This is a genomic window from Vibrio sp. A1-b2 (genome assembly GCF_021726015.1).
GTDB classification, from domain to species: Bacteria; Pseudomonadota; Gammaproteobacteria; order Enterobacterales; family Vibrionaceae; genus Vibrio; species Vibrio diazotrophicus.
Map to the genome: position 1 here is coordinate 14,428 of NZ_JAKKCI010000007.1, position 24,156 is coordinate 38,583.

The window sequence follows — 24,156 nt, forward strand, 5'->3', positions numbered from 1 at the left end:
GAACTTCTGTGATGCCCAACTCAATAAGCATTTCAGCAAAGTAAAAAGTGAATGAGCCCCCATGAACACAGAGAATTAATTGCAGATAAACTATCTGCCTGTATTAAAGTTCAGTGTGATTGGGGCAAATGAACGCAGCGAATGTAGCGGCAGCTTCAAGTAGGAAGGGTATATGCCTGATAAATTCAACATGCAATCTCCACCCTTTGATCGTTTAACCTCTGATCAACAGAAAAAACTTCGCGCCTCATTAGATGTGGCTTATTACCGACAAGGCGCCCCCCTACTAAAAAGCGGTCAAACCAGCACCCATTTACACGTCCTTATTAAGGGAACGGTAGAAGAACGCTCCACATCTGGAAAAGAGATATTCGCTCATTACGCCAACGACGACATGTTCGATGTACGAGCATTATTTGAAGAACATACCCGCCACCAGTACATTGCGTTAGAAGATACGCTGTCTTACCTGATCCCAAGAGAAGTCTTTCTTTCCCTCTATTCTGAAAATGGGCAATTTGCCGCTTACTTCGATAACAACCTAGCAAAAAGACAAGAGCTAATTGAGGCGGCACAGCAACAGAAAAACATCGCTGAATTCATCCTGACCAAGGTCGATAACTCTATTTACTCTCCTCCAATGATTGTCACTCCGGAACAATCATTGAAAACGGTCACTATGCAGATGAAAGAAAACGGTGTCGATGCCGCACTGGTTGAACTGGCTGAATCCGATATTCGCTTAATTGACTCTACTCATCATCCGTATGCCATCGTCACCCGAACCAATATGCTGCATGCTGTGATGTTGGAGAACCATCCGCTTGATACACCAGTAGGAAAAATAGCGACATTCCCTGTCATGCATGTCGATGAAGGAGATTTTCTGTTTAATGCTATGGTGATGATGACCCGTAATCGAGTCAAACGCGTGATGGTGTGCGATGGCAACAATGCCATTGGTATGTTGGATATGACACAGATCCTCAGTACCTTCTCTACCCACTCGCATGTACTGACACTAGCAATAGCCAGAGCCTCCAGCGTTGAAGAACTGGCCTTAGCATCCAATAAACAAATAGAGTTAATCGAAAGCTTGCTCAGCCGAGGCGTTCGCACCCGATTTATCATGGAGTTGATTGCTGCCGTCAACGAACAAATTATTGAGAAAGCGTTCGAACTTGTGGTGCCACCAGCACTGCATGACCACTGTTGTTTTATCGTGTTGGGGTCGGAAGGACGCGGAGAACAAATACTAAAAACCGATCAGGACAACGCTTTAATTATCAAGGATGGGTTGGAATGGCATCAATGTGAAAACGTCATGCAGGAGCTGACCCACACCTTGTTGCAGCTTGGCTATCCTCTATGTCCCGGCAAAGTGATGGTGAATAACCCTAAGTGGGTTAAAAGCCAGTCACAGTGGAAAAAAATGCTCAGCAGTTGGGTCAATGCTGCTAAGCCTGAACAGGTGATGGATATTGCGATTATGGCTGACGCTCATGCGATTGCAGGTAATAAGTCCTTGCTCGCTCCTATCAAGTCACATTTGAGCCATCTGATGGCCGATCAGGAACTGATTCTTACCGAATTTACCCGTCCGGCGCTGAATTTTTCTGTTCCGCTCACTTTGTTCGGTAACGTGAAGAATTCAAAAACCGGTTTGGATATCAAGCAAGGAGGCATATTCCCTATCGTTCACGGCATTCGCGCCTTGAGCTTAGAGCACATGATTGAAGTGAATAACACCTTCGACCGAATCAGTGAACTGGTAAATCGCCGTGTACTAGAGAAACAGACTGGCGACAACCTGAGCGAAGCACTGAAGCAGTTTTTCAAATTGCGTCTCGCACAGCAATTAACTCATCCGCTGGGTTCAGATGTAAAAGGCAGCAATAACATCGACATTAACTTGCTTGATCGTACTGAGCGAGACTTGCTGAGACATAGCCTGCATGTCGTGAAAAAGTTTAAACAGTGGCTTGGCTATCACTACCAAATAAGAGACTAGGCAAATCAGAGATAAACGGGCAGTACTATGAATTGGATAAGTCGCCGCTATTGGCACCATAAGCTTAAAGGATCTCATTATCAGTCATTGTTTGAACCAAGCAGTGGCAATGAGTATGTCTCGCTCGACTGTGAGACCACCAGCCTAGACCCAAACAGAGCGGAACTGGTGACCATCGCGGCAACCAAGATTATTGATAATCGCATTATCACTAGCCAGCCTTTCGAAGTGAGGTTACGAGCTCCGCAGTCTCTTGATTCCAATTCAGTCCGTATTCACCGTATGCGTCATCAAGACTTAATTGACGGTATTTCAGAAAAAGAAGCGCTTATTCAACTCATCGCCTTTATTGGTAACCGCCCTCTGGTTGGCTATCACATCCGTTACGACAAAAAAATCTTGGATATCGCTTGTCGTAAACAGCTTGGTTTTCCATTGCCTAATGAATTGATTGAAGTCAGCCAGATATATCACGATAAGCTTGAGCGCCATCTGCCTAACGCTTATATCGATTTGAGTTTGGATGCTATTTGCAAACATCTCGGCTTGCCACAACAAGACAAACACGATGCTCTGCAAGATGCCATCTCAGCTGCTTTGGTTTATGTTCGCCTGACTCAAGGCGACTTACCGACTTTCACCTCGTCCTATCACTAAAGTCTGATTTATGGCTCATTTCCCTTTTCAAAAAAATGCCTTATCAAACTAAAACCCGTTTTATTCTGCCTTAAACAAACCGCATTTATCCTAAAGTCTAATTGTGAAACTTCCCAGTGTGACTAAGAGTTATAGGCATAACGAATTTCCTTGCTGGCCGTTTTAAACGCCATCAAGGTGATCGCCGTATTCACAAGGAGAATTTGTAATGAGTGAAGCCCACATTTATCCGGTAAAAGAAAATATTAAATCTCACACGCATGCGGATAATGACACTTACCTAGCCATGTACCAGCAGTCAGTTTCCGATCCTGAAGGATTCTGGGGCGAACACGGTAAGATTGTGGATTGGATTAAGCCATTCACTAAAGTGAAACAGACTTCTTTCGACACAGGACACGTCGACATTCGCTGGTTTGAAGATGGCACACTAAACGTTTCTGCTAACTGTATCGATCGCCATCTTGCTGAACGTGGTGATGACGTTGCCATCATTTGGGAAGGTGACAACCCAGAGGAAGACACGACTCTTACCTTTAAGCAATTGCATGAGCAAGTTTGTCGCTTCTCAAACGCAATGAAAGAGCAAGGTGTTCGCAAAGGCGATGTGGTGTGTCTATACATGCCAATGGTTCCAGAAGCCGCGATTGCAATGCTGGCTTGTACACGTATTGGTGCCGTGCATACGGTAGTATTTGGTGGCTTCTCTCCAGAAGCTCTGTCAGGCCGCATTATCGACTCTAACGCGAAACTGGTCATCACTGCCGATGAAGGTGTTCGCGGTGGCCGCGCAGTTCCTCTGAAGAAAAACGTCGACGAAGCACTGACTAACCCTGAAATCAAAAACATCAGCAAAGTCATTGTGTTTAAACGTACTGGTGGTGATGTTGCATGGCATGAGCATCGCGATGTTTGGTGGCATGAAGCAACAGCAAAAGTATCCGCTGACTGTCCTCCTGAAGAGATGAAAGCGGAAGATCCTCTGTTCATCCTTTACACCTCGGGCTCAACAGGTAAACCAAAAGGCGTACTGCACACCACGGGCGGCTACCTTGTTTACGCGACTATGACGTTTAAATACGTGTTCGACTACCAACTGGGTGAAACTTTCTGGTGTACTGCCGATGTGGGCTGGATTACTGGTCATACTTATCTGATTTACGGACCGCTGGCGAACGGCGCGAAAACCATTCTGTTTGAAGGTGTACCAAACTACCCTGATACAAACCGTATGAGCCAAGTTGTCGACAAACATCAGGTCAATATCCTTTACACAGCACCAACGGCAATACGTGCTCTAATGGCAAAAGGCGATGAAGCGGTAAAAGACACTCATCGTAATAGCCTTCGCATCATGGGTTCAGTGGGTGAACCAATTAACCCAGAAGCTTGGGAGTGGTACTACAAGACCATAGGTAACGAGAAATCTCCAATTGTGGATACTTGGTGGCAGACAGAAACTGGCGGTATTTTGATTACCCCACTTCCGGGCGCTACAGACTTGAAACCGGGCTCAGCGACTCGTCCATTCTTCGGGGTGCAACCTGCGCTAGTTGATAACATGGGTGAAATCGTGGACGGTGCAGCTGAAGGTAACCTAGTCATTCTTGACTCTTGGCCGGGTCAAATGCGTACCGTGTATGGTGACCACGAACGTTTTGAGCAAACCTACTTCTCTACCTTTAAAGGCATGTACTTTACTGGTGACGGTGCTCGCCGTGATGAAGACGGTTATTACTGGATCACCGGTCGTGTGGATGACGTACTCAACGTATCCGGTCACCGCATGGGTACGGCTGAGATCGAATCGGCTCTAGTCGCATTCGAGAAGATTGCTGAAGCAGCTGTAGTTGGTGTACCTCACGACATTAAAGGCCAAGCAATTTACGCTTACATCACACTCAATGATGGTGTGTATCCAACAGCGGAACTGCACAAAGAAGTGAAAGACTGGGTGCGTAAAGAGATTGGTCCTATCGCAACACCAGATGTGCTGCACTGGACAGATGCGCTACCTAAAACCCGTTCAGGTAAAATCATGCGTCGTATTCTACGTAAAATTGCTACTGGTGATACCGGAAACTTGGGTGATACCTCAACCCTAGCGGATCCAAGTGTTGTCGATAAACTGATCGCTGAGAAAGCCGAACTGGTGTAACCAACCACATAGCAAAAGTCTAAAAGTAGAAAGCCCCAATTCATTGGGGCTTTTCTTTGTCTCGACATCAATATTTGTCTCAATATTAGTCTCGCCAACTTCACTCAATTAGTTAAATTGGTAGGTGTATGACGCAATAACACGTTTATCGGCTTCATCTAAGTAAGTGTTGTTGTCCATCAGAAAACTCATCAAGCTGAATGAGTGGTTCTTATTTGCCAGATAGCTAACACCACCACCAAGGAAGTATCCTTTGTAGTTTTCACCTTCATCGTTTTCAGAACCATAAGTGCCCGCAGCAAAGCCCATTAATGTCACTTCTTGAGATAGTGGTTTCAAACCAAAAGCACCGACATAGCCACTACTACCCGCAGAGTCTGCCATATAAAAGCCATTTTCAGCACTTGGCGTACCCACGAAGTTCACGTCTGAACATGCACTAGCGCTGTTACCATCACAACGAGGAGACTCACCATCGTTGTAGGTGTAACCCGCCATTGGGAACAACTGAACACCCAAAGGTTCAATACCAAATAAACTCATAGGAATAAAGGTACCCACACTGTAATTCGTTTGTGTTGCTCCGTTAGTGTATTCATTCTTACCAAAGTTAAAGTTCAAGATACCAACTGGAAATAACCAAGAGCCACCCACACGCCATTCACTCGCATCTGAATTAAGTCGAACATTAATCTTTCTCGCAGGGTCAAACGCTAATGATCCAGAAAAAGAGACGTTTGAGTCATCAAAATCATAGTTATTCGCATAAGACACACCCACTTTGGTCACTACCTTGGTTGGGTCATCGGCTAACTTAGATTCATTATCTTTAATATCTGAGCTCGGTGCTGCTTGCGCTGAACTTGCAAGAATTAACGTTGCTACCGATATGAATGAGGCTATTTTCATTTTTTAAATACCTTAATAACGAAGAAACCGTTGGCATAGATGTCTAACTCTATCCAACAATATTGTTCTTCGGATACACCACTGACTTGAGTGTAAGAACACTTTTTAAAGCCGAATTCATAAACTATAGTTTCTGATTGAGTCTTGAATATCAGATTAATAACAATATTCTGAATTTTCAGACAAATCTGATATTGGCTTGCTCATAAAAGAATGAAAGGCTTATGGATCGGCCTACTGTGTGCTGTTCCTTCCATTTCATCTATACTTAAAAGCCAAATAAAAGTGATAAGACCAGTAATTTGCTGCCATTTGCTGTGAATTAGCTATAATCTTGGTCAATTTGAAAATTTCTACGAATTTTTGACAAAAAATAGTGTCGAATACGAGAAGATTCTCAAGAATCTCCGATTCGCTCCACATTAGAGGAAGATAACGACACAATGGCTGCCAAATCACGCATTCTTGTCCTAAACGGCCCCAACCTAAACCTTTTAGGTTTACGTGAGCCGACACATTATGGTTCTAACACCTTAGAACACATTGTCACGACGTTGCGTGAAAATGCAGAAAAAGCAGGCGTTGAGTTGGAACATCTTCAATCTAATCGCGAATATGAGTTGATAGAAGCTATTCATCAGGCTCATGGAAATGTGGATTTCATTATTATCAACCCAGCAGCATTTACGCACACAAGTGTCGCTATTCGTGACGCTTTGCTCGGCGTTGCCATTCCGTTTATCGAAGTGCATTTGTCGAACGTGCATGCTCGTGAACCATTCCGCCATCACTCTTACTTGTCCGATAAGGCACAAGGAGTAATTTGTGGTCTGGGCGCACAAGGTTATGAATTTGCTTTATCTGCAGCAATCAAAGCTCTGCAGGCAAAGTAACCAAACACTCTGCAGTCCTAACGGACTGTCTTACTCAACAAGATAAAAGAGAAAAGAAACAATGGATATTCGTAAAATCAAGAAGCTAATCGAGTTAGTTGAAGAATCAGGCATCGCTGAATTAGAAATTTCAGAAGGCGAAGAGTCGGTACGAATCAGTCGTCACGGTGTTGCTGCGCCAGCACCAATTCACTATGCGGCACCAGCTCCTGTAGCTGCACCTGCACCAGTAGCGGCACCTGCTCCTGCAGCACCAGCGGCATCTGCAGAGCCAAGTGCGCCAGCAGGTCATAGCGTTCTTTCTCCAATGGTTGGTACGTTCTACCGCTCTCCAAGTCCAGATTCAAAACCATTCATCGAAGTGGGTCAAAAAGTGTCTGTTGGCGATACTCTATGTATCGTTGAAGCGATGAAAATGATGAACCAAATCGAATCAGACAAATCTGGTGTTGTTACTGCGATCCTGCTTGAAGACGGTCAACCTGTTGAATTCGACCAACCACTTGTTGTTATCGAATAATAGAGGCCTTTTCTATGTTAGATAAAGTAGTCATCGCGAACCGAGGTGAAATTGCACTTCGTATTCTTCGCGCATGTAAAGAATTAGGGATCAAAACGGTTGCTGTTCACTCAACAGCAGACCGCGATCTAAAACATGTATTGCTAGCAGATGAGTCTATCTGTATCGGTCCAGCGTCAAGCATGGAAAGTTACCTAAACATTCCACGTATTATTTCTGCTGCAGAAGTGACTGGTGCTGTTGCGATTCACCCTGGATACGGCTTCCTATCTGAGAACGCAGACTTTGCTGAACAAGTAGAGAAAAGCGGCTTTATTTTCGTTGGTCCTAGAGCAGAAACAATTCGCCTAATGGGTGACAAAGTTTCAGCAATCAACTCAATGAAAAAAGCTGGCGTACCTTGTGTTCCGGGTTCTGACGGTCCTTTGGACAATGACGAAGCGAAAAACAAAGCTCACGCTAAACGCATTGGTTACCCAGTCATCATTAAAGCGTCTGGCGGCGGCGGCGGTCGTGGTATGCGTGTTGTTCGCTCTGAAGCAGAGCTCGTTAACGCGATCAGCATGACTCGTGCAGAAGCAAAAGCGGCCTTCAACAACGACATGGTTTACATGGAAAAATTCCTAGAAAACCCTCGCCACGTTGAAGTTCAGGTGCTTGCTGATGGTCAAGGTGGTGCAATCCACTTAGGTGAACGTGACTGTTCAATGCAGCGTCGTCACCAGAAAGTTGTTGAAGAAGCTCCGGCTCCAGGTATCACTGAAGAGATGCGTAAGTACATCGGTGAACGTTGTACTCGTGCATGTATCGAAATCGGCTACCGCGGTGCAGGTACATTCGAATTCCTATACGAAAATGGCGAGTTCTACTTCATCGAAATGAACACGCGTATTCAGGTTGAACACCCAGTAACAGAAATGGTAACTGGCGTAGACTTGATTAAAGAGCAACTTCGTATTGCTGCTGGTCAGCCTCTGTCATTTACTCAAAGTGACATCAAGATCCGCGGCCATGCCGTTGAGTGTCGTATCAATGCTGAAGACCCAGTACGCTTCCTGCCAAGCCCAGGTAAGATTACTCGTCTACACACTCCGGGTGGTATGGGCGTTCGTTGGGAATCGCACATTTACTCTGGTTACACAGTTCCACCGTACTACGATTCAATGATCGGTAAACTGATCACTTTCGGTGAGAACCGTGATGTAGCAATCGCACGTATGCGTAACGCGCTGAACGAAATGATTGTAGAAGGCATCAAGACAAACGTACCTCTACAACAAGACATCATGAAGGATGAGAACTTCCAACATGGTGGCGCGAACATTCACTACCTAGAGAAAAAACTGGGTTTGAATAAGTCTTAATAGACAAACAGAAAGAAATGCCCACTTCGGTGGGCATTTTTATTTCTGTGATTTTTCTTTTGTGGCTTTTCTTTTTTGTGATGGCCGTCATCAACGAACAAAGTTGCAGCAGCATCAGTGCGAGAGTAAACTCTGCGCCAACATAAAGTACGAAGAGAGCAATAACATGCCTTGGATTCAAATTAAGCTTAACGCGACCAATGAAAACGCCGAACAAATTAGCGATATGCTAATGGAAGAGACTGGCGCGTTATCCGTCACTTTCCTAGATGCAAAAGATACCCCTGTGTTTGAGCCTTTACCGGGTGAAACTCGCTTATGGGGTGACACCGACGTATTAGCTCTCTACGACGCTGAAGTTGATACAGCGCTTATCATCAGCCAAATTCGCGACAGCCAGCTTCTTCCAGAAGGCTTTGCACATAAAGTTGAACAGATTGAAGATAAAGACTGGGAACGTGAATGGATGGATAACTTCCACCCAATGAAGTTCGGTGAACGCTTATGGATTTGCCCAAGCTGGCGTGATGTTCCAGATCCAAGTGCTGTGAACGTAATGCTCGATCCGGGTCTTGCATTCGGTACGGGTACTCACCCAACCACAGCACTGTGTCTTGAGTGGCTAGAGTCCCTCGATTTAAGCGGCAAAACCGTCATCGATTTTGGCTGTGGTTCGGGCATCCTAGCTATTGCAGCAATCAAACTCGGCGCAGCAAAAGTTATCGGTATCGATATCGATCCCCAAGCTCTGCTCGCTTCTAAAGACAATGCAGGCCGTAACGGCGTTGAAGACCAAATCGAAGTCTATCTGCCGCAAGACCAACCTGAAGGTTTGGTTGCTGATGTGGTTGTCGCCAATATTCTTGCCGGTCCTCTGCGCGAGCTTTCTGGTGTCATCAAAGGGCTTATGAAACCAAATGGTCTGTTAGCGATGTCTGGCGTGCTAGATACTCAAGCCGAAGACGTCGCCAACTACTACCGAGACGAACTGCGTGTTGACCCTATTGTGGAGCTCAATGAGTGGTGCAGAATCTCTGGACAGAAATTAAGCTAAAGATAAGTTATCTGCTTAATTGATTGAAAATTGGACTATTTACAAAAACAATTTGTAAATGCTCAAATATTAGTCTTTTCACGCAGTAAAAAAATGCGTAAAATGCGCGCCCTTGCTGGTACTAAGCTGTGAAGACGTTTTGAAGATCGGAAATTATCAACTTAAGAACAATCTTATCGTTGCCCCTATGGCAGGTGTCACTGATAGACCTTTTCGTGAGTTGTGTCTTCAATATGGTGCAGGAATGGCCGTCAGTGAAATGATGTCTTCCAACCCTGCACTGTGGAATACCGATAAATCAAAAAACCGTATGGTACATGAAGGCGAATCGGGCATTCGTTCGGTACAAATTGCGGGAAGTGATCCACAGCTTATGGCTGATGCGGCTCAATTCAGTGTTGAAAACGGTGCGCAAATCATCGACATCAACATGGGCTGCCCAGCGAAAAAAGTGAATAAGAAGCTAGCCGGCTCTGCACTACTTCGTTTTCCTGATCTTATAGAAGAGATTTTAAAAACGGTGGTAGATGCGGTGAATGTCCCAGTGACACTCAAAACCCGTACTGGCTGGGATACAGACAATAAAAACTGTATCTACATCGCTCAATTAGCCGAAAACTGCGGCATACAGGCGTTGGCACTCCACGGGAGAACGCGAGCGTGTATGTACAAAGGTGAGGCCGAATACGACAGCATTAAAGCGGCGAAAGAGGCAATCAGTATTCCGGTTATCGCTAACGGTGATATCGATTCTCCGGAGAAAGCCAAATATGTGCTTGAGTACACAGGCGCTGACGCTTTAATGATTGGACGTCCTGCCCAAGGCCGTCCGTGGATTTTCCAGGAAATCCGACACTATTTGGAAAACGGCACCACAATGCCCGACCTTCCTCTTGAGGAAGTGAAAAGTATTATGCTTGGTCATGTGACAGCTCTGCATGGTTTCTATGGAGAGTATTTGGGGCCACGAATCGCGCGTAAGCACGTGGGTTGGTACTTAAAAGAACATGAAGAAGCGAGTGAGTTTCGCCGTACCTTCAACGCCATAGAGGCAGCATCGCTGCAATTGGAAGCGCTTGAAGGTTATTTTGATAACGTTGCATCATAATTAAGAGAAGAGCTAGACCGAATATGTTCGAACAAAATCTGACTTCAGAAGCTTTAACAGTAACTACAGTAACTTCACAAGACCAAATCACGCAAAAGCCACTACGTGATTCCGTTAAAGCATCTCTTAAAAACTATCTTGCTCAGTTAAATGGCCAAGAAGTAACAGAACTATACGAGTTAGTTCTAGCGGAAGTTGAACAGCCACTATTAGATACGATCATGCAGTACACTCGCGGTAACCAAACTCGCGCAGCAACTATGATGGGTATCAACCGCGGCACTCTTCGTAAGAAACTTAAAAAATACGGCATGAACTAATAGAAAGTGCTAACTAATTGAATTTAAAAAGCTCAGCTAGAAATAGTTGAGCTTTTTTATTGCATCTTTGCCAAGCCTTTGTCCCATCATCAAACTCTCGCTACAACACCCACGCCAAATTTCAACTAATAATTGTTAGATCTCACCAACAGTTTTTACTTTTCTATCCTTTAGTCTCATATACAAATCAAAAGCCACATTGTTACATTAATGTTAACAACACAACTCAATTTTCAGTTTGCTAGCCCGAATTGCCGTATTACAAGGAGTGGCTTTATGATTTTTGTCTCTTTACGCCGAATCAGCATCCGTGCTCGCTTATATCTGCTTAGTGGGATGATAACTCTGTTCCTTCTGTTTCCTCTTATGGTAATGGTGCAGGATTATCAAAGTGACCTAATAAAAGCCAAACAAACACAAACTCGCCATTTGGTTGAAAACACCCATTCTCTGCTCAACCACTTCTATCAACTCCAGACTCAAGGAACCTTGAGCGAACAACAAGCTCAAGACCAAGCCAAACAAGCCGTAGCCCAGTTGCGTTATGGAGAAGAAGACTACTTCTGGATGAATGATATGACCCCGACAATGGTCATGCACCCATTTAAACCTCAGCTCGATGGTAAAAATCTTTCTGCGGTGAAAGATCCGCAAGGCAAAGCCTTATTTGTCGAAATGGCGAACATTGCCCGTGATCAGGGCGAAGGAACGGTTTATTACATGTGGCCTAAACCCGGTTCAGACACCGACGTTGAAAAAGTCTCTTACGTTAAGTTGTTCGAACCGTGGGGCTGGATTGTCGGTTCAGGGGTTTATATTGATGATGTAAACGCTTTGGTTTGGCAACGTCTGCAAAGTGTATTTACTGGCTTAGCGATCGTACTGGTAGCTATGTTGACTCTTGCGTATTTGATCGGTCTAAGTATTACCAAACCATGTGTTGCGACATTGCAGGCGATGGAAGATATCGCTAAAGGTGAAGGAGATCTTACCAAACAACTTGATGCATCAGGTCGAGACGAGCTATCGCGCATAGCTCAAGCCTTCAACCAGTTTACTCATAAACTTCGCCATATAGTGCTGGATATTGTACCGGTGACTGATGGAGTGACCGATTCAGCACTTGAGCTGACTCATGTCGCTCAAAATGCGGCAGGCAAAGCAATGGAACAACAGCAATCGGTGGATACCGTTGCTTCTGCCATGAACCAACTTCACTCCAGCAATCAGGAAGTGGCTAACGCGGCACAAAATGCGGCGATTGCAGCTCAAACCGCTAATGAAAAGAGCCAGCAAGGGCGTGATGTCATTAATCAAGTATCAGTTTATATGGATTCACTATCAGAAAGACTTACCGCTACCGACAGCAACACCCAAGCCTTAGCCAAAGAGATTCAGCAAGTAAGCGCGGTACTTGAGGTGATCTACGGTGTAGCAGAACAAACTAACCTGTTAGCTCTCAACGCAGCCATTGAAGCAGCACGTGCTGGCGAGCAAGGGAGAGGTTTTGCGGTGGTTGCTGATGAAGTGCGTTCACTGGCAACCCGCACTCAGAGCAGTACTCAACAAATAGAACAGATCATTGCAGGGCTACAAGAGCGAGCACATCAAGTGAGCGCGTCAATGGACGAAACTCAGCTACAATCGAAAGGTACTCAAGAGCAGGCAGAGAAAGCTCAACAAGCATTGGATGATATTGATCAGCAGATTCGACAAATCCTGCAATTGAATGAACATATTGCCGAAGCCAGTGCACAGCAATCTTTGGCAACAGATGAAATCAGCCGTAACCTTACCCTGATAGCCGATCACAGTGCTCAAGCGGCAATTCAAGCAGAACAAGTCACAGCAGCAAGCGAGCAGCTACAAGAAAACGGGCAGCGTCTGACTCACAGCTTTTCTGTGTTTAAGGTCTAGGCGATAAACCATATTTCCGAAAGCGTTAGCTATTAGAAACCTAAATAATGTTATAGTCTCGTCCGCATGTTTCATTATCTACGGAGACTGATAGCGATGAAAATCGTTGCTGTAACAGCTTGCCCAACAGGCATTGCACATACCTATATGGCTGCAGAAGTTTTACAGAAGGAAGCTCACAAGCGTAATGTTTCGATCAAAGTAGAAACTCAAGGAGCGATGGGTATAGAGAACGCCCTAACTCCTCGAGAAATTGTATCTGCTGATATTAGAATGATCGTTTCCGACATCGAGATAGAAGAAAAAGAGCGTTTCAAAGGCTGCACAACCTTGCATTACTCAATTGAAGAAGTGTTGACCAATGTGCAAGAAATCATGAATAAATGTCTATCTAAGATATGATCACGACTCGTATTACTTTTGTTCTTGAGGATAATCGATTTGCAGCATGGCAACTGAATGAGTTGAAACAGCTCGCTGGCTATTTCCACTCATTATTCGTGCTCTATAACATAACCCGTGGTAAACAAGCGAATTTGAATGAACCCCTTGGCATTCTCAGCTTAGGAAGTTGCCGCCATGACGTATGCCAAATAGCGATTGAGGGTTTGGATTCAGAACTGGCTTGTATGGTTCTCACTGAATATCTCAGAGATCACTCCAGCTTGCTTTCCACCTCACACAAACAAAACTTCCAAGCGAAGCAGTTATTTACACACCATAGCTCGTTCAAACTGCCATTCAGTTATCAATGGCATTATGCCCGAAAAGCGCTCTACCCAGATAAAAATGCGGCACTTGCTACTTTGGCTCAATTGGCTTCAAGTCAAAACGAACACGCCATTCACCAGCAACTCGCCGATAGAGAAGCAATCTCGTCGACTGCCATTCCAGGTGGTATTGCCATACCGCATATCATCAGCGAATTTGTTCAACAACCCACTTTTATCATTCAGTCGTTAGAGTCGCCATTAGACTGGAACTCGTCACAATGTGATGTGCTTTTTATCGCAGCACTAATACTTCCCAAAGCGTTCAAGAAAGAGTACATCATTGCAGCCACTCGTTTAACTCGCTGGTTAATTAACAACAATGTTCATCATTTTATATTGGATGCTGACAGAGAAGAGACCATCACGGGTATTCTGCTCCACGTTATGGCACATATTGACCCATAAGCCTTTGACCTATAAAAAGTCACAGGGACTACTTACTGTATCCGCGAGCGATACTGAGAAGGCGTCATTCCTGTGCGAGTTTTAAATACACGAAAGAAATAGTTCACATCTTGAAAGCCACAGCGAATCGCAACCTCTGACAACCTGAAACGATACTTTTTCAACATAAACTTCGCCCGCTCCATTCTCACCCATGTGATGTAATCCGCGAGAGTCATATGCCCTTGTTGACGAAATAGTCGTGAAAGATGATTAGGTGAAATATTAAATCTAGCTGCAATGCTGTCACGAGTGATCGAGCGATGGAAATTCTCTTGGATATAAATACAGATGCCTTGATAAACATCTTCGCTACGCTTCTTCGATGATTGAACCGGCTGCTCTAAAATGCCGAGTGTGTAGGTTAATAACGCACACAACAAATACTCATCCACGGGGCTCTTTTTCACTTCCGTCGCTAACGCGTTAAGGCTTTCTAGGATGTTATCAATCGCAAATCCTGTTCTGGTTGGGATACTGTGTTTCTGCACATCATAAAACCCACTCTCGCCTTTTCTCTTGGCAACGAAACTAAAACCCAGTTGCCGACGACCGAATAGTAGACTCAGTACCGAGCAATCTTCCCCCCACTCAGGCTTGTTCCAGCAGTTGGGCGGAATATATAACGCATCGCCAGCCAAGATATCGACAGTGGTGATCCCCTGCTCTGCATCCTCAATCTGATTTCGATAACTTCCCTTCAATACTAGTTCGACTCGTGGAAAGTTCACCTGATAGCAGAAAGGTGGTGGAGTCTGCTTATCTCCGGCAAACCAAACTCTCTGGCAGCTGTCTCGTTCATCAACAATCGCTTCAATAATGCTACTAAAAACTTGACTCACTCTATTCCAACCTAGGTATCGAAAATCCAATGCATTTCATCTTATCTAATAGTCGAGAAATAATCATCTACATCAAAAGTTGCAATTTAAAAAATAAGATATTGAATTTTAATAAATTAAATAAACAAACCGTGAGAATAACTGTCATTAGAAATAATCGACTACGATCACGTTTAAATCACTAGGTTACAATAATCCAGTAAATGCATTATCAGTGCTCTACTCTAATTTCCGTGTTAGGACCACAATTAAGCCAACAATAGCAATAACGTAGGGAACGAAAATGATCACAGAACTCATCAATGAAAGGTTGATACTACTCAACCTCAAAGCAAACGATAAATCTGGTGTACTCGAAGAACTGGCCAATGTACTTGAGCAAGACGGTCGCCTAAGTGACAAACAACAATTCTTGCAAGACATCTACGCTAGGGAGGAACTTGGCAATACTGGTTTTGACGACGGTGTAGCGATACCTCACGCGAAAAGCATCGCTGTACAGTCACCAGCAGTTGCTATCGGTATCAGCAGAAACGGAATCGATTATGGTGCTGACGATGGTCAACCATCCAAACTATTCTTCATGATTGCCTCACCTGACGGCGGCTCTAACCATCATATTGAAGTTCTTGCAGAACTCTCTTCAAAGCTGATTGAACCTGGCTTTATTGACAACTTTTTAGCTGCAAAAACAGAAAAACAAGCGTTGGACCTTTTACTGGCCAAATCAAAAGAAAAAGCGACCACCACTGGCGACAAAGGATTTTTAATTGGTGTTACTGGTTGTCCAACTGGCGTCGCACATACCTATTTGGCCGCTGAGTCATTGGAAAATGCCGCTGCAGAAATGGGCTACCGCATCAAAGTGGAAACCAATGGTTCAATTGGTGTGAAAAATAGCCCTACCGCTGATGACATTGCCAAAGCAGACGCCATCATTGTTGCCAGCGACAAACAAGTCGACATGGCGCGTTTTGCAGGTAAAAAGCTGATTGAAACTGGCGTAAAAGAACCGATCCGTGATGCGAAGAATTTAATTAATCGAGCTCTGAAAGCGAGCGTTTATCAGACTAATGTAAAATCGAATCAAAATTCCACTAGCGCTTCTTCAAGTAAGCGAAATGATTTGTATCGCTACCTAATGAATGGTGTATCTCACATGATCCCATTCGTTGTCACTGGTGGTCTTTTAATCGCACTGGCACTAGCGATTGGTGGACAGCCAACTGAAGCGGGTATGGCGATTCCACCGGGAAGTTTGTGGAACAAAGTACTTGATGTCGGCGTCGTCTCTTTCACGCTGATGATTCCAATTCTAGCGGGCTATATTGCTTACGCTATCGCTGACCGCCCAGGGTTAGCTCCGGGTTTAATTGGCGGTTGGATCGCGAACAATGGCTCTTTCTATGGTGCGGAAGCTGGTACAGGTTTCATTGGTGCGATTATCGCAGGCTTACTGGTTGGTTACTTCGTTAAGTGGCTAACAAGCATCAATTACCACAAGTTCATTCAACCACTTGTACCAATTATGATTGCGCCAATTGTCGGTTCGCTATTTATCTCTAGCTTATTTATCTTTGTTATCGGTGCACCAATCGCAAGTTTGATGGATAGCCTAACCGCACTACTTACCTCTATGAGTACTGGTAACTTGGTACTACTCGGCATTGTATTGGGTGGTATGGCTGGCTTCGATATGGGTGGCCCATTCAACAAAGTAGCCTTCTTGTTCTCAGTTGGCATGATTGCTAGTGGTCAAACTCAGTTTATGGGCGCAATGGCATGTGCAATTCCGGTCGCGCCTCTAGGTATGGGATTGGCAACCTTCATTGGCCGTAAACTGAGCCTATTCGAAGATTCTGAAATTGAAGCAGGTAAAGCAGCAGGTGCTATGGGCTTAGTGGGTATTTCTGAAGGTGCGATTCCTTTCGCTGCTCAAGACCCTATGTCAGTTATCCCTGCAAACGTATTGGGTTCAATGGTTGCCGCTGTAATGGCGTTCTCTTTCGGTATTACCAACAGTGTGGCACACGGCGGCCCCGTTGTGGCTCTACTTGGTGCAATGAACAAACCACTACTTGCATTGGTTTGTATGATTGCAGGCTCAGTGGTTACCGCAGTCGTGTGTATTAGTCTAAAAAAAATGCGCCAAGCAAAGTTACAACAAGCGGCAGCATAAATAACCCTTTCCGCCCATGAACCACTTAATGGGCGGAACTTTGACAACAATCATGCTCCTAGGCTTTAGATTTTGTTGTACTCCTGCTTTAATGCAGGAGTTTTTTAATTTGGAAATAAAATCATGAGTAAGATCGCTAGTACTCCATTTTTTGTAATGAAAAATAAAATCCAGAACTATCCTTGGGGGAGTGTGAATTCTGTCAATAAACTATTTGATATCCCCAATCCGAAATTGGAACCCCAAGCTGAAATCTGGATGGGAGCCCACCCTAACGGTTGCTCTGAAGTTGAACACGACGGACAGTCAATTCTCCTTAGCGAATTAATTGCAAAAGATAAAGACGCGATTCTTTCCGCTAAAACAGCCAAACAGTTTGGTGAGTTGCCTTATTTATTCAAAGTGCTAGCCGCTGCACAGGCACTGTCAATCCAAGTGCATCCAAGTAAAGGAGAAGCTGAAATTGGCTATGAGAAAGAAAATCTAGCAGGTATTGCACCTAACGCAGCGAACAGAAACTATCGAGACCCAAACCATAAACCTGAGCTGGTTTATGCATTAACGCCTTACCAGGCAATGAACGGTTTTCGTTCTCTGACTGAAATTTTAAACAATTTCGAAGCGTTAAAGATTGAAGCTCTAAACTCACTGATTGCAGAATTTAAGCAAACACAAAATGAAGCTGGTTTGGAAGCGTTCTTTACTCAACTGCTCTCTTTACAAGGCGCGGTAAAAGCTTCCGCAGTCGAGGCACTATTAGCACATGCAAAATCCAACGCTAGTGAACCTTTGTTTGCATTAATCCTAGAGCTTGCAGAGCAATACCCAGGCGATATTGGGCTATTTGCGCCTCTGATGCTCAATGTTTTGACACTTCAACCTGGTGAGGCCATGTATCTGGATGCTCGTACACCTCATGCTTATCTAAAAGGTACCGGGCTTGAGATTATGGCTAACTCAGACAACGTGTTGCGCGCGGGTTTAACGCCAAAGTATATGGATGTGCCAGAACTGGCGAAATGTACTAAGTTTGCAGAAAAACCAGCAAGCACACTGTTACTCGAGCCCGTAGAACAAGACCATATTTTGTTGTTCCCAGTACCTGTACCGGATTTTAAGTTTGCGATTTTCCCACAACCAGACAACGTTCAAGTTTCCATTGATAGTGCCGAAGTACTAATGCCTTTAGACTCAGATTTAACATTGGAAAGTAACGATGGGACAACAATAACCATATCTAAAGGTCAGTCAGTGTTTGTTCCAGCATATACAGGAAATTACAAACTACGCTCTTTAGGTCGTGTGGCTAGAGCATACAACTAATAAAAAGGGCCTGTTATACAGGCCTTATTTATACTAGAAGGATCTAGAATGAGAATTGGTTTTGATATTGGTGGAACAAAAATAGAAGTTTGTGTTCTTGACCACAAAGGCACAACTATTTTTACCAAAAGAGTCCCCACACCAAGCAATTACGAGCGATTTTTAGAAGCTATTGTTGACCTGATATCAATCGCTGAAAACAACACTGCAACATCCACCGCTATCGGCATAGGCTTACCAGGAGCAATTAGTCCAGCGACGGGACTAATAAAAAATTCAAACTGCACTTTCCTAAATGGTACAGATCTCAAAAAAGACCTTCAAAACAAACTAGGCAGGCCACTGCATTTAGCTAATGATGCGAACTGTTTTACTCTATCTGAAGCAGTTGATGGTGTTGGGAAAAATCACAATGTTGTATTTGGTGCAATTCTAGGAACTGGTTGTGGTGGTGGCATTGTTGTGAATCAAAAGCTGCTCGTAGGCCCCAACGCCGTTAGTGGCGAATGGGGACACAACCCACTTCCTCACTATACAGAAAGACAGGATGGCCCAGCCCGAGTCTGCTATTGCGGAAAGAGGAATTGCATAGAACAATATATATCAGGGACAGGTTTACAACTCAGCTATAAATCTTTGTCAGGAGAAAATATCAGCGCTGAAGAGATTATCGCGCGATACGAAGAGGAAGAATCTAACGCAGTGACTTGCTATAACACACTCATTGACCAAATGGCTCGTAGTTTTGCAGCTATTGTAAATGTGTTAGACCCTGATGTTATAGTTCTAGGCGGAGGGCTATCGAATGTGATGAGTTTGTATCGGCACCTTCCAGAAGCAACCTCTAAATATGTTTTTTCTGACAGTGCGAACATTCGTTTCGAACAAGCCAAATTCGGCGATAGCAGTGGAATCCGCGGAGCTGCTTGGCTAGGACTATAAAATCTCTTCCAAACCAACCTTAAGTCTTTATAGGCCGAGTTACGAATATACTTGGCCTTTTTGCACCACAAGCTTAACTTGCTTTATTTACCTCTTCGTTACTTTTTTCTCTTGAAAAACCTGTTTTTAGATATTATTTTCCCCATGCCAAACGATTGCGCGAGATCTTTTGTAATAAATTGGTTAGAATACGCGCCATCCGAAATCTGGAAGACTATTGATACAGATATAGGGTCTTTACCAAAACTGACCAAGCTGTGATGAATCACCATCACCCATGAACAGTTTTGGCAAACACCTTTCGTATCAACTCCATGAATTAAAGGAAAATGGAAGCATGAGTAACGCTCGTCCAATTCGCCGCGCACTGATCAGTGTTTCAGATAAAACTGGTATCGTTGAGTTCGCCCAAGCGCTAGCACAGCGCGGTGTCGATATCCTATCTACTGGCGGTACCGCTCGCCTGCTTGCTGAAAAAGGCATCGCTGTAACTGAAGTTTCAGACTACACCGGTTTTCCGGAAATGATGGACGGGCGAGTAAAAACGCTACACCCGAAAGTTCATGGTGGCGTATTAGGTCGTCGCGGCCAAGATGATGAAATCATGGCTACTCATGGTATCAACCCTATCGATATGGTCGTTGTTAACCTTTACCCATTCGCTGAAACAGTCGCGAAAGAAGGTTGTACGCTGGAAGATGCTGTTGAAAACATCGATATTGGTGGTCCAACAATGGTTCGTTCTGCAGCGAAAAACCATAAAGATGTGACTATCGTAGTTAACGCCTCAGATTACGACCGCGTTATTGCTGAAATGGATGCGAACGAAAAATCTCTGACTCTTACTACTCGTTTTGACCTCGCTATTGCAGCATTCGAGCACACAGCGGCATACGACGGCATGATCGCGAACTACTTCGGCACTATGGTTCCATCTTACGGTGAGAACAAAGAAGGTGATGAAGAGAGTAAATTCCCTCGCACATTCAACATGCAGTTCGAGAAGAAACAAGACATGCGCTACGGTGAAAACAGCCACCAAGCAGCGGCTTTCTATGTTGAAGCGAATCCGCAAGAAGCGTCTGTTTCTACAGCTAAGCAAATTCAAGGTAAAGCGCTTTCTTACAACAACATCGCAGATACAGATGCTGCGCTAGAGTGTGTTAAAGAGTTCGCTGAACCAGCATGTGTGATCGTAAAACACGCGAACCCATGTGGTGTAGCACTAGGTAAAGATATTCTTGAAGCCTACAACCGCGCTTACCAAACTGACCCAACATCAGCATTTGGCGGCATCATCGCATTTAACCAAGAGTTAGATGCAGAAACCGCATCCGCGATTGTTGAGCGTCAATTCGTTGAAGTGATCATCGCGCCAAAAGTTTCTGCTGAAGCGATTGAAGTTGTCGCAGCGAAGAAAAACGTTCGTCTACTAGAGTGTGGTGAATGGTCAACGCAAACAACTGGCTTTGATGTTAAACGCGTTAACGGCGGCCTTCTTGTTCAAGACCGCGACCAAGGCATGGTTTCACTTGATGACCTGAAAGTGGTTTCTAAACGTCAACCAACTGAAGAAGAGCTGAAAGATGCCCTATTCTGCTGGAAAGTTGCAAAATACGTGAAATCAAACGCGATTGTTTACGCAAAAGGCGATATGACAATTGGTGTCGGCGCAGGCCAAATGAGCCGCGTATACTCAGCTAAAATTGCAGGCATCAAGGCGGCAGACGAAGGTCTTGAAGTTGCAGGTAGCGTAATGGCTTCTGACGCATTCTTCCCATTCCGCGATGGTATCGACGCTGCTGCAGAAGCTGGCATTAAGTGCGTAATTCAACCGGGTGGCTCAATGCGCGATGACGAAGTAATTGCAGCAGCAGACGAACACGGCATGGCGATGATCTTTACTGGTATGCGTCATTTCCGCCACTAACTATCTCGTCATCAGAAGGGCGATAACTACGTTAACAGCGCTCGCTTATCCTAATCACATAGATATCTATGCTCATAGGGATAAGCTCACTCGTTGCCTTGTTCTCGCCCCACTGATTTAGAGACAGAGATAAATTAATTCCGCATTTTGGAATTGTGAATATTTTGAAATGCGTTAGAGACAAGTTTTAAGAATTTAATGCAAAGCCATTTTTGAGAGGTCAAGGAAAGCACGCGCAGTTTATGCTTATAAATGAGCATGCTTGACGCAGAGATCTTAAAAATGGCGCAGCAGTAAGGATTAAAGAATGAATGTATTGATTATTGGTTCCGGCGGCCGTGAACATGCGCTTGGTTGGAAAGTTGCTCAAAACCCGAACGTTAAAAACATCTTTATCGCACCGGGTAATGCCGGTACAGCTTTTGAACCTAAACTGCAAAATGTGGCGATTCAGGTAGAAGATGTTGCTGGTTTAGTGGCATTCGCACAAGAAAACGCCATTGACTTAACGATTGTTGGCCCAGAAGCGCCACTCGTTATCGGTGTGGTTGATGCTTTCCGTGCAGCAGGCTTACCAATTTTTGGTCCAACCCAAGCCGCGGCTCAATTAGAAGGTTCAAAAGCATTCACTAAGGATTTTCTAGCTCGCCACAACATTCCAACAGCGGCATACGCAAACTTCACGGAAATTGAGCCAGCATTGGCTTATGTTCGTGAACAAGGTGCGCCTATCGTTGTGAAAGCGGACGGCCTTGCAGCTGGTAAAGGCGTTATCGTTGCGATGACGCTGGAAGAAGCAGAAGATGCGATTAAAGACATGCTCGCTGGCAATGCATTCGGTGATGCTGGCAGCCGTGTTGTTGTGGAAGAGTTCCTTGATGGTGAAGAAGCAAGCTTCATCGTAATGGTTGATGGTGTAAATGTGCTACCTATGGCCACCAGCCAAGACCATAAACGCGTAGGCGACAAAGATACAGGTCCTAACACTGGTGGTATGGGTGCTTATTCTCCAGCTCCAGTGGTTACTCAAGAAATTCATGACCGTATCATGCAGGAAGTGATTTACCCAACAGTACGCGGTATGGCTGCAGAAGGTAATCCATACACAGGTTTCTTGTATGCTGGCCTTATGATTGACAAAGCGGGTACACCTAAAGTTATCGAATACAACTGCCGCTTCGGCGATCCAGAAACTCAACCTATCATGATGCGTATGCAATCAGACCTAGTTGAACTTTGTCTGGCCGCTATTGATGGCAAGTTAGACCAAATGGAATCTAAGTGGGATCCACGCGCTTCTATCGGTATTGTACTTGCTGCGGGTGGCTACCCTGGCGATTACAACAAAGGTGATGTAATTTCTGGCTTACCAACAGTTGAAGTTGAAGGTCAAAAAGTTTTCCACGCTGGTACAACTGACAAAGACGGCAATGTTGTGACTAACGGTGGTCGCGTTCTATGCGCAACGGCACTGGGCAACACAGTATCTGAAGCACAGCAACGCGCTTATGAGTTAACTAAACAAATTCAGTGGGACGGTGTGTTCTACCGTAATGACATCGGCTACCGTGCTATCGCGCGCGAGCAACAAGCTGAAAAGTAATAGCTAAAGCAATTAAGATTAAGGCGCTGTGGAAACTCAGCGTCTTTTTTATTGGTTGAAACTCAAAAAACGTTATTCAGTTATCAACTGAGGCCTTTCGATACAGTCGTGATCGTCATCTGCAAGAATGAGCAATTCATCGATATAAACGGTGTTATTGCGGATTTTTCCTAGAAAACCAATGTAGTTATCCAGCGTAGACAAGCGGCTCATGACGAAGTTCGGAAGCGTATGGTTAAACTCAACCTTGTTGTAATCAGGTCCGTTGCAACGTTCAAATGTCGAACCATCCCAATACCCCTGAATAAGCTCAAGACCTTGTTTATTCTGGTCTTTAGTCATTTTGGTAATGGCTTTTGCTTCTAAAACGTAGCGTTCTAATTGCCCTTCGTTGAGAGGTAAAATTTTCTTGTTCACTCGGTACTGCTGATATATCGCTTCTCCATCCTTATTAAAACGGACATGTGCAGTATAAGGTACCAAGTCACCATCTTTGAGTTGCTCACCTTTACGAACCACTTCACGCACACTTCCTTCATCCCAACGGTAAGAGGTTTCATACCAACCATAGGTTTCAGAGGTAACATGATCAGAAGCAGATAAAGCTTGAGATGCACTTTCGGTGTACCAGTAATAACTGGTTGCGTCTCCGGTACGTTGACCACCAGAAAACTGACTCATTTGAGTGAAGTTAGATGTGTCAACGGAAGAAGAACATCCCGCAATAAGAGTGGCAGCGATAAAAGAGAAAAGAATTTTTTTCATAGAAAAAGAACGCCGAGATAAGACTACCTCGGCGTAGTATAGATTACTTAACAGAATCTTTCAGTGCTTTACCTGCTACGAATGCAGGTACATTAGCTGCAGCGATTTGAATCTCAGCACCAGTTTTTGGGTTACGGCCAGTGCGAGCTGCACGATGATTTACTTTGAATGTACCAAAACCAATTAGTTGAACTTGGTCACCATCTTTTAGTGCACCTTCAACTGCGCCTAGAGTCGCTTCAAGAGCAGCTTTAGCTTGAGCTTTAGATAGGTCTGCTTTTTCTGCGATAAAGTCGATTAATTGGGTCTTGTTCATTAGTTTTCCCTTCTGATAGGTTATCGAATTCGCTTCACTCTAAAGCATAAGTGCCCCAGCTGGCAAAGGTTTGTCACGCAAGATCTGCTTATCTGACGTAGTTTTAACCATATTCTGAGCATTAACTC

General features: G+C 44.5%; 21 protein-coding genes and 1 pseudogene. 18 read left to right on the forward strand and 4 right to left on the reverse strand.

The window, feature by feature from the left end:
* Positions 1 to 172: 172 nt before the first annotated feature.
* The 3 genes from L3V23_RS15005 (at position 173) to acs (ending at position 4,826) form a co-directional block, all read left to right on the forward strand.
* On the forward strand, positions 173 to 2,011 hold the full coding sequence (locus L3V23_RS15005) for a DUF294 nucleotidyltransferase-like domain-containing protein (protein WP_102966370.1): 1,839 nt from the start codon (positions 173 to 175) through the stop codon (positions 2,009 to 2,011).
* 27 nt (positions 2,012 to 2,038) lie between these two features.
* Positions 2,039 to 2,668 carry a 3'-5' exonuclease gene (locus L3V23_RS15010; RefSeq protein WP_102955086.1) on the forward strand — a complete coding sequence of 210 codons (630 nt, stop codon included), beginning with the start codon at positions 2,039 to 2,041 and terminating at the stop codon, positions 2,666 to 2,668.
* A gap of 208 nt (positions 2,669 to 2,876) precedes the next feature.
* Positions 2,877 to 4,826, forward strand: a complete 1,950-nt coding sequence (gene acs, locus L3V23_RS15015) for an acetate--CoA ligase (protein ID WP_102966371.1) — start codon at positions 2,877 to 2,879, stop codon at positions 4,824 to 4,826.
* 108 nt (positions 4,827 to 4,934) lie between these two features.
* On the opposite strand, the gene L3V23_RS15020 is transcribed toward acs, so the two are convergent.
* On the reverse strand, positions 4,935 to 5,735 hold the full coding sequence (locus L3V23_RS15020) for a hypothetical protein (protein ID WP_102966372.1): 801 nt from the start codon (positions 5,733 to 5,735) through the stop codon (positions 4,935 to 4,937).
* A gap of 443 nt (positions 5,736 to 6,178) precedes the next feature.
* Between L3V23_RS15020 and aroQ the strand changes: the two genes are divergently transcribed.
* The 9 genes from aroQ to L3V23_RS15065 all read left to right on the forward strand — a co-directional run bounded on the left by aroQ (position 6,179) and on the right by L3V23_RS15065 (position 14,089).
* Positions 6,179 to 6,628, forward strand: coding sequence for a type II 3-dehydroquinate dehydratase (gene aroQ / locus L3V23_RS15025; RefSeq protein ID WP_102962930.1), 450 nt, complete (start codon positions 6,179 to 6,181; stop codon positions 6,626 to 6,628).
* 61 nt (positions 6,629 to 6,689) lie between these two features.
* Positions 6,690 to 7,148, forward strand: a complete 459-nt coding sequence (gene accB / locus L3V23_RS15030; RefSeq protein ID WP_102955090.1) for an acetyl-CoA carboxylase biotin carboxyl carrier protein — start codon at positions 6,690 to 6,692, stop codon at positions 7,146 to 7,148.
* Positions 7,149 to 7,162: 14 nt separating this feature from the next.
* Positions 7,163 to 8,512, forward strand: a complete 1,350-nt coding sequence (gene accC, locus L3V23_RS15035) for an acetyl-CoA carboxylase biotin carboxylase subunit (RefSeq protein WP_102962932.1) — start codon at positions 7,163 to 7,165, stop codon at positions 8,510 to 8,512.
* Positions 8,513 to 8,678: 166 nt separating this feature from the next.
* The gene (prmA, locus tag L3V23_RS15040) at positions 8,679 to 9,566 is read left to right on the forward strand and encodes a 50S ribosomal protein L11 methyltransferase (protein WP_042489909.1); all 888 of its coding nucleotides are present in this window, start codon (positions 8,679 to 8,681) and stop codon (positions 9,564 to 9,566) included.
* Positions 9,567 to 9,705: 139 nt separating this feature from the next.
* Positions 9,706 to 10,674: a tRNA dihydrouridine synthase DusB gene (gene dusB, locus L3V23_RS15045; RefSeq protein ID WP_180980319.1), complete on the forward strand. Its 969-nt coding sequence runs from the start codon at positions 9,706 to 9,708 to the stop codon at positions 10,672 to 10,674.
* A 23-nt stretch (positions 10,675 to 10,697) separates the two neighbouring features.
* A complete protein-coding gene (fis, locus tag L3V23_RS15050) occupies positions 10,698 to 10,994 on the forward strand; it encodes a DNA-binding transcriptional regulator Fis (protein ID WP_000462885.1) in 297 nt (98 codons plus the stop codon).
* Between the two features lie 276 nt (positions 10,995 to 11,270).
* Entirely contained in the window at positions 11,271 to 12,911 is a 1,641-nt protein-coding gene (locus tag L3V23_RS15055; protein WP_102966384.1) for a methyl-accepting chemotaxis protein, read from the forward strand.
* A gap of 96 nt (positions 12,912 to 13,007) precedes the next feature.
* Positions 13,008 to 13,313: a PTS fructose transporter subunit IIB gene (locus tag L3V23_RS15060; protein WP_102966385.1), complete on the forward strand. Its 306-nt coding sequence runs from the start codon at positions 13,008 to 13,010 to the stop codon at positions 13,311 to 13,313.
* Positions 13,310 to 14,089 (forward strand): PTS sugar transporter subunit IIA, encoded by a 780-nt coding sequence (locus tag L3V23_RS15065; protein ID WP_102966386.1) that lies wholly within the window; start codon positions 13,310 to 13,312, stop codon positions 14,087 to 14,089. Before L3V23_RS15060 ends, L3V23_RS15065 begins: the two co-directional genes overlap by 4 nt.
* A 32-nt stretch (positions 14,090 to 14,121) precedes the next feature.
* On the opposite strand, the gene L3V23_RS15070 is transcribed toward L3V23_RS15065, so the two are convergent.
* A complete protein-coding gene (locus L3V23_RS15070; protein ID WP_102966387.1) occupies positions 14,122 to 14,970 on the reverse strand; it encodes an AraC family transcriptional regulator in 849 nt (282 codons plus the stop codon).
* A gap of 283 nt (positions 14,971 to 15,253) precedes the next feature.
* On the opposite strand from L3V23_RS15070, the gene L3V23_RS15075 reads away from it, so the two are divergent.
* The 6 genes and pseudogenes from L3V23_RS15075 (at position 15,254) to purD (ending at position 22,947) form a co-directional block, all read left to right on the forward strand.
* The gene (locus L3V23_RS15075) at positions 15,254 to 17,149 is read left to right on the forward strand and encodes a fructose-specific PTS transporter subunit EIIC (RefSeq protein ID WP_102966388.1); all 1,896 of its coding nucleotides are present in this window, start codon (positions 15,254 to 15,256) and stop codon (positions 17,147 to 17,149) included.
* A gap of 123 nt (positions 17,150 to 17,272) precedes the next feature.
* Positions 17,273 to 18,472: a mannose-6-phosphate isomerase, class I gene (manA, locus tag L3V23_RS15080; protein ID WP_102966389.1), complete on the forward strand. Its 1,200-nt coding sequence runs from the start codon at positions 17,273 to 17,275 to the stop codon at positions 18,470 to 18,472.
* Between the two features lie 48 nt (positions 18,473 to 18,520).
* Positions 18,521 to 19,414, forward strand: a complete 894-nt coding sequence (locus tag L3V23_RS15085; protein ID WP_102966390.1) for an ROK family protein — start codon at positions 18,521 to 18,523, stop codon at positions 19,412 to 19,414.
* A gap of 95 nt (positions 19,415 to 19,509) precedes the next feature.
* Positions 19,510 to 19,614, forward strand: a pseudogene (locus L3V23_RS15090) (phosphoribosylamine--glycine ligase); the annotation flags it as partial.
* Between the two features lie 137 nt (positions 19,615 to 19,751).
* Positions 19,752 to 21,344: a bifunctional phosphoribosylaminoimidazolecarboxamide formyltransferase/IMP cyclohydrolase gene (purH, locus tag L3V23_RS15095; protein ID WP_102966391.1), complete on the forward strand. Its 1,593-nt coding sequence runs from the start codon at positions 19,752 to 19,754 to the stop codon at positions 21,342 to 21,344.
* Between the two features lie 307 nt (positions 21,345 to 21,651).
* Positions 21,652 to 22,947: a phosphoribosylamine--glycine ligase gene (gene purD / locus L3V23_RS15100; protein ID WP_102966392.1), complete on the forward strand. Its 1,296-nt coding sequence runs from the start codon at positions 21,652 to 21,654 to the stop codon at positions 22,945 to 22,947.
* 72 nt (positions 22,948 to 23,019) lie between these two features.
* Here the strand turns inward: purD and L3V23_RS15105 are convergent, their stop codons facing one another.
* Both L3V23_RS15105 and hupA read right to left on the reverse strand, forming a co-directional pair.
* Positions 23,020 to 23,712 (reverse strand): DUF1481 domain-containing protein, encoded by a 693-nt coding sequence (locus L3V23_RS15105; RefSeq protein ID WP_102966393.1) that lies wholly within the window; start codon positions 23,710 to 23,712, stop codon positions 23,020 to 23,022.
* A gap of 43 nt (positions 23,713 to 23,755) precedes the next feature.
* Positions 23,756 to 24,028, reverse strand: coding sequence for a nucleoid-associated protein HU-alpha (gene hupA, locus L3V23_RS15110; RefSeq protein ID WP_102941587.1), 273 nt, complete (start codon positions 24,026 to 24,028; stop codon positions 23,756 to 23,758).
* Positions 24,029 to 24,156 lie beyond the last annotated feature (128 nt).

Coding starts and splice junctions, on each gene's coding strand:
- L3V23_RS15005 (WP_102966370.1), top strand. CDS start 173: ATGCCTGATAAATTCAACATGCAATCTCCACCCTTTGATCGTTTAACC.
- L3V23_RS15010 (WP_102955086.1), top strand. CDS start 2,039: ATGAATTGGATAAGTCGCCGCTATTGGCACCATAAGCTTAAAGGATCT.
- acs (WP_102966371.1), top strand. CDS start 2,877: ATGAGTGAAGCCCACATTTATCCGGTAAAAGAAAATATTAAATCTCAC.
- L3V23_RS15020 (WP_102966372.1), bottom strand. CDS start 5,735: ATGAAAATAGCCTCATTCATATCGGTAGCAACGTTAATTCTTGCAAGT.
- aroQ (WP_102962930.1), top strand. CDS start 6,179: ATGGCTGCCAAATCACGCATTCTTGTCCTAAACGGCCCCAACCTAAAC.
- accB (WP_102955090.1), top strand. CDS start 6,690: ATGGATATTCGTAAAATCAAGAAGCTAATCGAGTTAGTTGAAGAATCA.
- accC (WP_102962932.1), top strand. CDS start 7,163: ATGTTAGATAAAGTAGTCATCGCGAACCGAGGTGAAATTGCACTTCGT.
- prmA (WP_042489909.1), top strand. CDS start 8,679: ATGCCTTGGATTCAAATTAAGCTTAACGCGACCAATGAAAACGCCGAA.
- fis (WP_000462885.1), top strand. CDS start 10,698: ATGTTCGAACAAAATCTGACTTCAGAAGCTTTAACAGTAACTACAGTA.
- L3V23_RS15055 (WP_102966384.1), top strand. CDS start 11,271: ATGATTTTTGTCTCTTTACGCCGAATCAGCATCCGTGCTCGCTTATAT.
- L3V23_RS15060 (WP_102966385.1), top strand. CDS start 13,008: ATGAAAATCGTTGCTGTAACAGCTTGCCCAACAGGCATTGCACATACC.
- L3V23_RS15065 (WP_102966386.1), top strand. CDS start 13,310: ATGATCACGACTCGTATTACTTTTGTTCTTGAGGATAATCGATTTGCA.
- L3V23_RS15075 (WP_102966388.1), top strand. CDS start 15,254: ATGATCACAGAACTCATCAATGAAAGGTTGATACTACTCAACCTCAAA.
- manA (WP_102966389.1), top strand. CDS start 17,273: ATGAGTAAGATCGCTAGTACTCCATTTTTTGTAATGAAAAATAAAATC.
- L3V23_RS15085 (WP_102966390.1), top strand. CDS start 18,521: ATGAGAATTGGTTTTGATATTGGTGGAACAAAAATAGAAGTTTGTGTT.
- purH (WP_102966391.1), top strand. CDS start 19,752: ATGAGTAACGCTCGTCCAATTCGCCGCGCACTGATCAGTGTTTCAGAT.
- purD (WP_102966392.1), top strand. CDS start 21,652: ATGAATGTATTGATTATTGGTTCCGGCGGCCGTGAACATGCGCTTGGT.
- L3V23_RS15105 (WP_102966393.1), bottom strand. CDS start 23,712: ATGAAAAAAATTCTTTTCTCTTTTATCGCTGCCACTCTTATTGCGGGA.
- hupA (WP_102941587.1), bottom strand. CDS start 24,028: ATGAACAAGACCCAATTAATCGACTTTATCGCAGAAAAAGCAGACCTA.